This window comes from Ruegeria arenilitoris, assembly GCF_013035315.1.
Taxonomy (GTDB): domain Bacteria; phylum Pseudomonadota; class Alphaproteobacteria; order Rhodobacterales; family Rhodobacteraceae; genus Ruegeria; species Ruegeria arenilitoris_D.
In genome coordinates this window covers 92800-105031 of the sequence record NZ_WQHP01000007.1, presented here as the reverse complement: position 1 = coordinate 105031, position 12232 = coordinate 92800, and the positions used below count along the sequence as shown (strand labels likewise).

The following is a 12232-nucleotide window of genomic DNA, read 5'->3' as shown; positions in this document are numbered from 1 at the left end:
AAGCCTGCAAGCGGTGTAAATCGCAGGTTTTCGGGAATCTGTGGCCTTTTTGGGCAAGGTTTTGGCAAGGATTGGGGAATCTTGGATGGCGCGGCTGCTCTTGCGCGGATTTGATATCAGAAAAGCCTATCTGGATGGGGCCGCACAGAGCCAACTGATCGAGGAACTGCGCCCGATTCTGAAATCCGCACCGCTATTTCGCCCTGTCACGCCCTCGGGCAAAGAGATGTCGGTGCGCATGACCTCGGCCGGGGCGCTTGGCTGGGTCACCGACAAAGGCGGCTATCGCTATCAGGCCCAACACCCCAAAGGAATGGAATGGCCCGAGATTCCGGACACAATCCTGAACATCTGGCGCAACTTGGCCAGCCCGGACCGCGACCCTGACTGTTGTCTGATCAACTATTATGCGGAAGGCGCTCGCATGGGTCTGCATCGGGACAAGGATGAGGCTGATTTTTCCTGGCCGGTCCTGTCGATATCGCTGGGCGACGACGCACTGTTTCGCATCGGTAACGAAACACGCGGCGGCAAGACCGAGTCCATCTGGCTGAGCTCGGGCGACGTGGTGATCATGGGCGGGCCAGCCCGCCTGACCTATCACGGGGTAGACCGGATCCGGTTCGGATCATCCAAGCTGTTGCCCAAAGGCGGGCGGATTAACCTGACATTGCGCGTCGCAAATTAACTGCGCGCACCCCAGCTTTTGGATACGTGTTGACGGGTGAAGAAAATGCCCAGCAGCCCGATCAGCAGCAAGACAAGACCGACCCACAGAGGATATTCCCAGCTTGTATTGCGCGGAAAGTAGTTGCGAAACACAAACCCGCGGCACTGGTCAATAATGTGAAACAACGGGTTCCAGATGAAAATCAATAAAGTAAACCCTCCCAAACTGTTTGCTACAAACATCTTGCCCGAGAAAATCATGTTCATACGCCGGTACACGGTCGAGGAAATGGACACAAAAGTTGGCAGCCAAGGCTTCAGCGCCATGAATACAACGCCTACAGCGCATCCCGTGAACCATGCCAAAACCAGCATGTAGAACGCACCACCCGGATCTTGCACCTCAAGCGGTTCGATCGCGACGTGGTATACAAACAGGATCACCAGGATCGAAACGAGCTGAGTATAAAATGTCCCAAAGGCCGCTGCCAAAAGCGACACCATCATGTTCATCGGAGAATGCAACATCATCGGATTGTTGCCCGTTGAAACCCCAGATACACCGCTTACAGATTTCACATGGGTCAGAAATAGAAATACCCCGGACAGCAAAAACAGGATCTGGTTACCGCGAATCTTCGCAACACCCGTGATTTTACCGACCAAGGTCATAATCAGGTAGAAAACCGTTACCAATGCAACGACCTGTATAATGTTCATGATTACGGCAAGGACAGCATTCGAACGTTGCGAGCGAATACTGCGCACAACGGCGTGGTAGATGAGCTCGGAGGTCGTGAAGGCACCGCCAGCCAGCGACTTGTTTCGCTCAAAATAATACACGTAAGCACTCTTTCCCGCTGAATTGCCTGCAACTTGCCACGAATTTCTTGCCGTTCCGTAACCGCCGCATCATAAGGCCGTCAGGAATTTCAATCAATAAACCTCAGGAACGGAGCATTTTTGTGACCTATGACGCCCTTATCCCCGTAATCAGACGTCTGGCGCTGGAAGCCGGGGACACGATCATGCAGATTTATGAGGCAGATGACTTCGACGTCAAAGTCAAATCCGATGCCAGCCCCGTGACCGAGGCGGACGAGGCAGCGGATGCATTGATCTCGGCCGGTCTGCGCGCCGCCTTCCCGGATATTTTGCTGGTGACCGAGGAACAGGCCGCTTCGCATTCCGAGAAGGGTGAGACGTTCCTGATCGTTGACCCGTTGGACGGCACCAAAGAATTCATAAACCGGCGTGGCGATTTCACGGTCAACATCGCGCTGGTCGAAAACGGGGTTCCGACGCGCGGCGTTGTCTATGCGCCCGCACGGGGCCGGATGTTCTATACTCAGGCCAATGGTCAGGCGGTCGAAGAAACCGGTGCGTTGGACAAAGAAACCGTTGGCGAAGTCACTCCGATTTCAGTGTCTAAACCGGACAATTCAGCGCTTTTGATCGTGGCTTCCAAATCCCATCGTGATCAGGCGACCGAGGATTACATCAACAAATACCAGGTTCAGGACAGCAAAAGCGCGGGTTCGTCGCTGAAGTTCTGTCTGGTGGCGACGGGTGAGGCCGACCTGTATCCCCGTGTGGGTCGCACAATGGAATGGGACACCGCCGCAGGCCATGCCGTTTTGGCCGGTGCCGGCGGTAAGGTTGTCCGCTTTGACGACCACACGCCGCTTACCTATGGCAAGGACGGCTATGCAAACCCGTTCTTTATCGCCTACGCTCCGGGTGTTGAATTGAAGGAAGCCTGATGTCCGTTCTTATTGCCATCCCCGCGCGCTATGCTTCGACCCGCTATCCCGGAAAACCTCTCGTTCCTCTAACAGGCGCAAATGGCAACGCCATGACGCTGATCGAGCGATCCTGGCGCGCCGCCTGTTCCGTATCTGGAGTAGATAAGGTGGTCGTTGCCACCGACGACGACCGCATCCGCGACGTCGCCGAAGGCTTCGGGGCCGAAGTTGTGATGACCTCGGAATCCTGCGGAAACGGTACCGAACGCTGCGCCGAAGCACATGAGGCGCTCGGCTCGGGCTTTGACATCGTTGTGAACTTGCAGGGCGATGCGCCATTGACACCGCACTGGTTCGTTGAAGACTTGATCGCCGGTCTGCGCGCCGCGCCCGAAGCCGGGGTCGCTACGCCAGTTCTACGTTGTGACGGCGATGCGCTGAACAGCTTGCTGAATGACCGCAAACATGGGCGCGTCGGAGGCACCACGGCCGTCTTTGCCGCTGACCACAGCGCGATGTACTTTTCGAAAGAAGTGGTTCCCTTCACCGCCGAGACCTTCGCGGGCGATGCATCCACGCCCGTGTTCCACCATGTTGGTGTCTATGCCTATCGCCCCGATGCGCTGGCCGCGTACCCAACGTGGCCTGTGGGACCGCTGGAGCAACTGGAAGGTCTGGAACAGCTGCGTTTCATGGAAAACGGTCGCAAAGTTCTCTGCGTCGAAGTCGAGGCGAAAGGGCGTCAGTTCTGGGAGCTCAACAATCCTCAGGACGTGCCAAAACTGGAAGAAATGATGGCCGCCATGGGGTTGGAATGACCGTTTTTCCCCCTGCAAGCCACAGCAAGAACGTCTAGTGGGACATTGAGCTACAGTCTGGAACAAAGAATGAAGAATATCCTGGTCACCGGCGGTGCCGGATACATCGGATCCCACGCCTGCAAGGCATTGTCGCAGGTCGGATACACGCCCGTGACCTTCGACAATCTCATCACCGGTTGGGAGGACGCGGTGAAGTTTGGCCCGTTCGAGCAGGGCGATCTTTTGGACCGCGCCCGGCTGGATGACGTATTCGCCAAATATGAACCCGTGGCAGTGATGCATTTCGCCGCCCTCAGCCAAGTCGGCGAGGCGATGTCAGAGCCCGGAAAATACTGGTCGAACAACGTGACCGGCTCTTTGACCCTGATCGAAGCAGCAGTGGCGGCGGGATGCCTGAACTTTGTTTTCTCTTCCACCTGCGCCACTTATGGCGAGCACGACAATGTGGTGCTTGATGAGGATACGCCGCAACTGCCGCTGAACGCTTACGGTGCTTCGAAACGAGCGATCGAAGACATCCTGCGCGATTTCGGGGCCGCGCATGGGCTGAACCACGTAATCTTCCGCTATTTTAACGTAGCTGGCGCAGACCCGGACGGAGAGGTGGGCGAGTTCCACCGCCCCGAAACCCATCTGGTGCCGCTGATGCTGGACGCCATCGACGGCAAGCGCGATGGGCTGACAGTGTTTGGAACGGATTACGACACGCCCGACGGCACCTGCATCCGAGACTATGTCCATGTATGTGATCTGGTCGACGCCCACGTCCTTGGGCTGAATTGGCTGGAACAGGGCAAAGGAAGCCGCGTGTTCAACCTTGGAACCGGGTCGGGCTTTTCAGTAATGGAAGTGATCAGCCACTCCAAAGCGGTCACCAATCGCGACGTCCCTTACACCGTTGGACCGCGGCGGGCTGGGGATTGCACCAAGCTGGTCTCAGGATCGGTCCGAGCCGGACAAGAGCTGGGCTGGACACCGAAAAAGTCCACGTTAGAGACAATGATTGCCGACGCGTGGCGCTGGCACCAGAACGGCCACTACGACAAATGAGGCAACCGTGACCGGTACAAAGGAAGATACGCTTCCGCCCATCTCATGGGTGCAAATGTACCGGTTGCGACTGAAACGACGGCGTCTGTTGTGGCGGTCCTTTCGCAGCCGCCATCAACTGTCGTGTCTGGTGGATCGCACGCAGAATATCGGGCCAAATGACATTCTCGCCTTTACCACTCTGCGCAATGAGGTCACCCGACTACCCTGGTTCCTGCACCACTACCGTGCACTTGGTGTCGACCACTTTCTAGTCGTCGACAATGGCAGCGACGACGGTTCGGTCGCCTATCTGAACGATCAACCAGACGTGTCGCTATGGCAGACCCAAGACAGCTATCGTGCGTCGCGCTATGGGTTGGATTGGCTGACATGGCTGCAGATGCGCTACGGCAATGACCATTGGTGCCTGATGGTCGATGCCGATGAGTTGCTGATCTACCCCGATCACGAGGCACGGCCCCTGCGCGATCTGACGCATTGGTTGGACGGACAGGGGCGTGCGGCATTTGGCGCGCTCATGCTGGACCTGTACCCCAAGGGTCCGCTGGGCGCAGACAGCTACGATCCGCAAACCGACCCGACCCGGGTAGTCGGGTGGTTTGATGCAGGCCCCTACCGGACCACCCGGCAATGCCCGCTGGGCAACCTTTGGGTCCAAGGCGGAGCACGTGAACGCATGTTCTTTGCCGATGCCCCACGCCAGTCACCGACCCTGAACAAGATACCCTTGGTCCGCTGGTCGCGGCGCTATGCGTATGTGAACTCGTGCCATTCCGCCCTGCCGCGCCACCTGAACGCTGCATACGCAGGCCCAAACGACGTATCCCCGTCGGGCGTTTTACTGCACACCAAATTCCTGCCCGAGGTCGTGGAAAAATCACAGATCGAAAAACAGCGCCGTCAGCACTTTCACGACCCGGATCAGTTTGCGGATTACTACGACAAAACAAGTCAGCGGCCAGTGATGTGGACTGCAGACTCGAAACCTTACACCGGGTGGAGAGACCTGCAGCGTGAGGGTCTGATGGGCACAATCAACTGGGAAAGTCACAGCTCGGACTAACGGTTTTTAAAGTCGTTGCTTCGAAAGATGTAAAAATGGCATAAAACGGCAATTGTCCGGCACCACTCTGGCTTGTTCAGACCCCGGGCACGCTCGCGTTAGGGAAAAGGTTGGGCAGTCGCGTGGGCCTATTGGATTCATACCGGATGAGACTGCGGCGCAAGCGCCGTATCTTGCGCTGCCTTCGAAGACGGCGCGACCTGGCACCGGTATCTGTTAGAACAGACCAGATACGACGCAAAGACATCCTTTTGGTCAGCGTGATACGGAACGAGAAAATTCGCCTGCCGTATTTTCTGGACTACTACCGCAAGCTGGGCATCAATCACTTTCTGTTCGTGGACAACAACAGCGAGGACGGCTCGGGCGAGTATCTGGCGGCTCAACCCGACGTGTCGGTCTGGCGGGCGGACGCAAGCTATAAGCGTGCAAGCTTTGGTGTCGACTGGTCGAATTACTTGCTGCGCAAATTTGCCCATCGCCACTGGGTGCTGACGGTCGATCCGGACGAATTCTTTATCTACCCGTTCTGCGACACTCGTCCTATCCGAGCGCTGACAGACTGGCTGGATGGATGCGCCGTGCGCAGTTTCAGCGCGATGCTGATTGATATGTACCCCGAAGGACCGGTCGAAGACGCGATCTATACCGAAGGGCAAAACCCGTTCGAAATCGCCAAGTGGTTTGATACCGGAAACTATACGATCACCAAGAATCCAACTTACGGAAATCTCTGGATTCAGGGCGGACCGCGGGCGCGGGTGTTCTTTAAAGAGACTCCCAAAAAAGCCCCTGCGCTGAACAAGATCCCGCTGGTGAAGTGGGACAGGCGCTATGTCTATGTCAGTTCGACCCATTCGCTGCTGCCACGCGGATTGAACCAAGTCTATGACGAGTGGGGCGGCGAAAAAACAAGCGGCGGCTTGCTGCATGCCAAACTGATCAGCACGCTCAGCGACAAGGCCCGCGAAGAGTTGGAGCGCGGCCAACACTACCGCGGCTCGGGCGAGTACCGCGCCTATGCCGAGCAACTGCAGGACAAACCGGTATTCTGGTGCGACACATCCGAAACCTACATCAACTGGCGGCAGCTTGAGATCCTGGGCCTCATGTCGAAAGGAAATTGGGCATGAGCGGTCTTGGCGTCATCATGCTGGTCCACACCGCGCTGAACCGCGCCGGACAGGTCGCGCGGCATTGGACGGCCTCGGGGTGTCCGGTGGTGATCCACGTGGATCGCAAGGTGTCGAATAAGACCTACGATGACTTTGTTGCTGCCTGTGCCGATGATCCACTGATAAGGTTTTCGGACCGCCACGTTTGTAACTGGGGGGGATGGGGCATCGTTGCCGCCTCGCAATCTGCTGCGGCGCTGATGCTTGAGACCTTTCCAGATGTGCACCACATCTATCTGTCTTCCGGCGCTTGTCTGCCGCTGCGACCGGTGGATGAGCTGGTGAACTATCTGGCCGCCCGACCGCGCGTGGATTTCATCGAAAGCGCAACGACCGCAGACGTCAGCTGGACGATCGGAGGGTTGGATCAGGAACGATTTACCCTGCGTTTCCCCTTTTCCTGGCGCAAACAGCGTAAACTGTTTGATGGCTATGTGAAGCTGCAGCGCGCGCTTGGTATCCGCCGCCGCATCCCCGAAGGTCTCGTCCCGCATATGGGCAGCCAGTGGTGGTGCCTGACCCGCCAAACCCTTTCGGCAATCCTGCAGGACCCTAACCGAAAAGTTTATGATCGGTATTTCCGACGCGTCTGGATCCCGGATGAAAGCTATTTCCAGACACTGGCCCGGCTGTATTCCACCCATATCGAAAGCCGGTCCCTGACTTTGTCCAAGTTCGACTATCAGGGCCGCCCGCATATTTTCTACGACGACCATTTGCAGTTGCTGCGCAGGTCGGACTGTTTTGTGGCCCGCAAAGTCTGGCCCAGCGCGGATCGTCTGTATCAGGCATTTCTGACCGATCAGGCCGGAGCAATGAGACCTACAGAACCTAACCCAAGCAAGATCGACCGGGTCTTTTCCAAAGCGGTTGAACGGCGGACACGTGGGCGCGACGGCCTGTATATGCAAAGCCGCTTTCCCCGGCATGGCAATGAAAACGGGCTGACCTCGTCGCCTTACGCGGTCTTTCAGGGCTTTACCGAACTGTTTGAGGATTTTGAGCCCTGGCTTGCAAACGTCACCGGTACTCGGGTTCACGGCCATCTTTTCGCCCCGGATCGCGCCCAGTTCGCCGGAGGGGAAACCATCATCAACGGCGGTCTCAGCGATTGCGCAACGCTGCGAGATTATAACGCAACGGCGTTCATTTCGAACCTGATCTGGAACACGCGTGGCGAAATGCAGTGTTTTCAGTTCGGCCCAGCGGACACGCAAAAGATCAACTGGTTTTTGGCTCGGGATAAGAACGCCCAAATCTCGGTCATTACGGGGGCCTGGGCCATTCCGTTGTTCCGGTCGAACAGGAATTTCGCCGATATCCGGGCTGAGGCCGCCCGCCTGCAACAGATCGAAACCAAACAGCTGGAAGTCTTATCCTCTGTCTGGACCAAAGCTCGTGTCCGCACCTGGTCGCTGGCAGATTTCGTCGAAGCACCGGGCGAGCCGCTGCAGACCGTGGTTGAAGAGACCGGTTTGACACCCACAAGCCACCTGACCGAAGCGCCCAAGATGGTCGATTTGACGGGGTTTGGCCAATTCCTGCAGAACCTCAAGAACCAAGGCATGCATCCCTATCTGATGGGCGATTTCCCACCGGATGACGTTTTTTCCAACCGGGTTCGGCCGTACCAAAAACCCTATCTGGTGCAATAGACCGGTATGACGCCCCAATTCGACTATTTCATCATCATTGCGGCCATGCGCACCGGGTCCAACCTGCTTGAGGCCAACCTGAATGCGATTGAGGGCGTCACGGGCTATGGTGAGGCGTTTAATCCCCATTTCATCGGTCGACTGAAATCCGAAGAGTTGCTGGGCATCACGCTGGAACAACGCGATGACGATCCTGCGGCACTGCTGCAGGCGATCCGTCAGGCCCCGGGCGAAATGAACGGGTTTCGCTTTTTTCAAGGCCACGATCAACGCGTGTTAGAGCCTGTTTTGAATGATCCCCGCTGCGCCAAGATCATTCTGACGCGCAATCCGGTGGACAGCTATATCTCGTTGAAAATTGCGCGTGAGACCAAGCAGTGGCAGCTCAAGAACATCAAACGTCGGCGCGAAGCGCAGGTCGATTTCGATGCCGAGGCTTTTGTCAAATACCTGAACCGCCAGCAGGAGTTTCATCTGTCCCTTACGCACCACTTGCAGAAAAGCGGCCAGGTGCCTTTTCACATCACCTATGACGACTTGAATCAGATCGATATTCTGAACGGGTTGGCTGCGTGGCTGGGCGTCTCCGGCAGGTTGTCGGCGATTGACGATACACTCAAACCGCAGAACCCTGATCGGGCACTGGCCAAGGTGACAAACCCGGACGAGATGGAGCAGGCCCTTTCACAGATCGACAGCTTCAACTTGCACGCTGCGCCGAATTTTGAACCGCGCAGGCGTCCCATCGTTGCGAATTACATCGCGACTCCAAAGACGCCACTTATGTTCATGCCAATTCGCGGTGGAACTGAGGGACCGGTCACAAACTGGATGGCTGCGCTGGATGCCATAAGCGTTGACGGCTTGCTGACAAACCAGAACAGAAGGCAGACGCGTCACTGGCTTCAAACCCATCCCGGGCATCGGAAGTTCACAGTATTGCAGCATCCATTGGCACGGGCCCACCATGCGTTTTGCCGCCATATCCTGAACACCGGACCCGGCGCTTATCTGAAAATCCGACACTTTCTGCGCAACCGACTAAAGGTCCCGATCCCAGGTCAGCTGCGTGACGGAAACTATCCAGTCGAGCAGCATTACGAAGCGTTTTCTGCGTTCCTGACGTTTCTACGCCAGAACTTGGCCCTGCAAACGTCCGTGCGCGTGGATGGGTCCTGGTGCAGCCAATCCCGCGCGTTGGAAGCGTTTGCGGGGTTTGCCCATCCAGACCTGATCCTGCGTGAGGATGAAATCATCACGGCTCTGCCTGATCTTGCACGGCGAATGGGGCACACCAACCCGCCCAAACCGGAATCGGCCGCGCCTGATACTCCGTTCACCCTCGCCGACATCTATGACGACAAGCTCGAAGCGCTGGTCGCCGAGGCATACCAGCAAGACTATGTGCAATTCGGATTTGACGCTTGGAAACCGCTTAAGGGCGCAGAGTGATCAGTGTGCCCCGGCTGACCATCGAATAGATCTCTTCCATCTCGTCATTCTTGACGGCGATGCAGCCTGCGGTCCAATCCGGCGTCTTTTTGGCGCGCTTACGCTCTTTGCGACGGTTCGGCTGTCCATGGATAAAGATATCACCGCCCGGATGAACTCCGGCGGCCTTGGCTTGTGCGATATCTTCCGAATTCGGATACGAAATTCCCAGCGACAGGTGATAGCGGCTGTTCGGGTTGCGGCGGTCGATCAGGTATGTGCCTTCCGGCGTACGACCATCACCCTTTTTGGTTTTGGTTCCGTTGGGCGCAAAGCCAAGATCGACCCTGTATTCCTTCAGGATTTTCTCGTGGTGCAAAAGATATAGCTTCCGCGCACTCTTATTGATGACCAATGAGGTCACCTCGGGTCCATCATAAGTCAGAAATCTGGGGCTAGCCGAGGCGCAAGCTGAGAGGCTCAGCGTTGCCATTGCGCCCAATCCAAATGCTCGACGATCCATGTTCACTGCCTGCTGCTCTTTTTTTGGGTATTATGCCAGAAAACGGAAAAACTGAAATCACTTTTTGATGTATTGCTGCTCGGTCAGGCGGCGCTCGATGCTTTCCAGCCGCTCCAGGACCTCATCACGATAGGCATCGGTTTTAACTTCGTCCTCGGCGTGGTGGGCATCCTGCATCGAATTCACGATCAAACCAACCAACAGGTTCACCACGGCAAAAGTGGTGACCATGATGAACGGGACAAAGAACAGCCAGGCGTAGGGGTAGACCTCCATCACCGGACGCACGATACCCATGGACCAGCTTTCCAGCGTCATGATCTGGAACAGCGTATAGGCCGAAAGACCCAGATCGCCGAACCAATCCGGGAAGGATTGCGAGAACAGTTTGGTCGAGATTACCGCGCCGATGTAGAACAGGATCGCCATCAGAAGGAACACGCTTGCCATGCCAGGCAGGGCCGAGATGAATCCTTCGACCACGCGACGCAGGCGTGGCGCGACCGAAATCACCCGCAAAACCCGCAGAATCCGCAACGCCCGCAGAACGGATAGCGCGCCCGCGCTGGGTACAAGGGCCACACCCACAATCACGAAATCAAAGACATTCCAACCGCTGGTGAAGAACCTTCGCCCGGTGGCAACCAGCTTCATGGCGATTTCTGCGACGAAGATGGCAAGGCACAGTTTGTCGAGCAAAACGATAGCCGGACCAGCGATCTCCATCAGTGTTGGCGATGTCTCCATCCCCAACAGGACCGCATTGAACATGATCACACCGGTGATGAATTTCCCGAAAATCGGCGCTTCGATAATGGGTAGCAAGCGTTGGGCGATCCCCATTCGGGTGGTCTCCTGTCAGGTTTTTGGGTTCAAAGTGAACCGAGCGGCGAGTTCGGTGTGTGACGACCATCGAAATTGGTCAACGACTTGTACCCATTCAAGGGTATACCCGGCGTTAACCAGGTTTTTTGCGTCGCGGGCAAATGTCACCGGGTTGCAGGACACATAGGCAATCACCGGGCGCAAGGCCTGCGCCAGCTCGGCCACCTGCGCCTCGGCGCCCGCGCGCGGCGGGTCGATCACCACCGCATCAAAGGATTTTAGCTCGTCCGGCATCAGCGGACGCCGGAACAGATCGCGCGCCTCGGTCGTCACCCGCTTGAGGCCCTGCGCTCTGCGCCATCCCTGATCCAACGCCTGCGTCATAGCGGCCTCACCTTCGACAGCATGAACCTCGGCATTCTCGGCCAAGGGGAGTGAGAACGTGCCGCTGCCCGCGAACAGGTCAACGATACGTTTGGACGCCCCCACTGCTTGGCAAACCGCCTTTAACAGAGCCTGTTCTCCATCTTTGGTGGCCTGCAGAAACGCGCCGGGTGGTGGGACAACACCGGCCTGACCAAAGCGTTGAACCGGTGGCTCACGCATGGCAATGACTTCCCCGTCCCAGCTGAGCCGCGCCAGACCATGCTTTTCTGTCGCTTGCGCCAGTGCCAGCTCCAGCGGACCATCCAGGGGCTTGCCGCCCTTGACTGCCACATCCAGCCCGCTTTCGGACAGGGTCATCGTAACGGCCAGCACACCCTTGCGGCTGCCGCCCAGAACGGCCAACGCTTCGGCCACAGGAATGGCATCGATAAGAGCGGGGTCCAACAGATGGCAGTCGGGAATCTCGGTGATCGTGTCCGAGGCGCGGCCATGGAACCCGGCCAGCGTACCCTTTTTCGTCCGCCGTACTGCAATCGTTGCCCTGCGGCGTGACCGTTCCGGCGAGGTGTGGATTGGGCGCATCTCGGCCTCAATCCCTTGCGCCGCCAGCGCGGTTCGAACCACTTCGACCTTCCAATCGGCTACAAACGCATCTGCGGCGTGCTGCAACTGGCATCCGCCGCAGGATTTGTAGTGCCGACACGGTGCCTTGACTCGCTGGTCCGAGGGCGTTTCGACACGAATACCGCTGAGAACCTGACCCACTAACGTGCCCGTGACCACTTCACTCGGCAAAGTGCGAGGAGCGTAAATAGGGCCATCAGCGATACCGTCGCCCTGATGGCCGAGGCGGGTAATGGTAAAGGTCTGCGTCATGAGGGGCCT

12 protein-coding genes are annotated in these 12232 nt (G+C 57.2%); 8 read left to right on the top strand and 4 right to left on the bottom strand.

The features are described from left to right. Positions 1–85 precede the first annotated feature (85 nt). Entirely contained in the window at positions 86–688 is a 603-nt protein-coding gene (locus GOV53_RS16125) for an alpha-ketoglutarate-dependent dioxygenase AlkB family protein (RefSeq protein WP_170468289.1), read from the top strand. Here the strand turns inward: GOV53_RS16125 and GOV53_RS16120 are convergent. Then, positions 685–1512: an ABC transporter permease gene (locus tag GOV53_RS16120; protein WP_170468288.1), complete on the bottom strand. Its 828-nt coding sequence runs from the start codon at positions 1510–1512 to the stop codon at positions 685–687. The genes GOV53_RS16125 and GOV53_RS16120 overlap by 4 nt on opposite strands. Positions 1513–1634: 122 nt before the next feature. Here GOV53_RS16120 and cysQ point away from each other — a divergent pair, with 122 nt between their 5' ends. The 7 genes from cysQ (at position 1635) to GOV53_RS16085 (ending at position 9633) form a co-directional block, all read left to right on the top strand. Next, the gene (gene cysQ / locus GOV53_RS16115; RefSeq protein WP_170468286.1) at positions 1635–2432 is read left to right on the top strand and encodes a 3'(2'),5'-bisphosphate nucleotidase CysQ; all 798 of its coding nucleotides are present in this window, start codon (positions 1635–1637) and stop codon (positions 2430–2432) included. Then, positions 2432–3232, top strand: coding sequence for a 3-deoxy-manno-octulosonate cytidylyltransferase (locus tag GOV53_RS16110; protein ID WP_170468284.1), 801 nt, complete (start codon positions 2432–2434; stop codon positions 3230–3232). The genes cysQ and GOV53_RS16110 overlap by 1 nt, the downstream gene beginning before the upstream one ends. Positions 3233–3301: 69 nt before the next feature. Continuing rightward, positions 3302–4285 (top strand): UDP-glucose 4-epimerase GalE, encoded by a 984-nt coding sequence (gene galE / locus GOV53_RS16105; protein WP_170468282.1) that lies wholly within the window; start codon positions 3302–3304, stop codon positions 4283–4285. Positions 4286–4292: 7 nt separating this feature from the next. Further along, complete coding sequence (locus tag GOV53_RS16100) at positions 4293–5351, top strand: glycosyltransferase family 2 protein (protein WP_437436798.1); 1059 nt, start codon at positions 4293–4295, stop codon at positions 5349–5351. Positions 5352–5497: 146 nt separating this feature from the next. After that, positions 5498–6484: a glycosyltransferase family 2 protein gene (locus GOV53_RS16095; protein ID WP_170468280.1), complete on the top strand. Its 987-nt coding sequence runs from the start codon at positions 5498–5500 to the stop codon at positions 6482–6484. Beyond that, positions 6481–8181, top strand: a complete 1701-nt coding sequence (locus GOV53_RS16090; protein WP_170468278.1) for a DUF5927 domain-containing protein — start codon at positions 6481–6483, stop codon at positions 8179–8181. The genes GOV53_RS16095 and GOV53_RS16090 overlap by 4 nt, the downstream gene beginning before the upstream one ends. A 6-nt stretch (positions 8182–8187) precedes the next feature. Beyond that, the gene (locus GOV53_RS16085) at positions 8188–9633 is read left to right on the top strand and encodes a nodulation protein NodH (RefSeq protein ID WP_170468276.1); all 1446 of its coding nucleotides are present in this window, start codon (positions 8188–8190) and stop codon (positions 9631–9633) included. Here GOV53_RS16085 and GOV53_RS16080 read toward each other — a convergent pair. From GOV53_RS16080 to GOV53_RS16070, 3 genes are read right to left on the bottom strand one after another with little or no spacing between them, the layout of a single operon-like run. Further along, the gene (locus GOV53_RS16080; protein ID WP_170468274.1) at positions 9617–10135 is read right to left on the bottom strand and encodes a L,D-transpeptidase family protein; all 519 of its coding nucleotides are present in this window, start codon (positions 10133–10135) and stop codon (positions 9617–9619) included. The two genes, GOV53_RS16085 and GOV53_RS16080, sit on opposite strands and share 17 nt — an antisense overlap. 57 nt (positions 10136–10192) lie before the next feature. After that, positions 10193–10978: an ion transporter gene (locus tag GOV53_RS16075; RefSeq protein ID WP_170468272.1), complete on the bottom strand. Its 786-nt coding sequence runs from the start codon at positions 10976–10978 to the stop codon at positions 10193–10195. 15 nt (positions 10979–10993) lie between these two features. Then, positions 10994–12223, bottom strand: coding sequence for a class I SAM-dependent RNA methyltransferase (locus GOV53_RS16070; RefSeq protein ID WP_170468270.1), 1230 nt, complete (start codon positions 12221–12223; stop codon positions 10994–10996). Positions 12224–12232 lie beyond the last annotated feature (9 nt).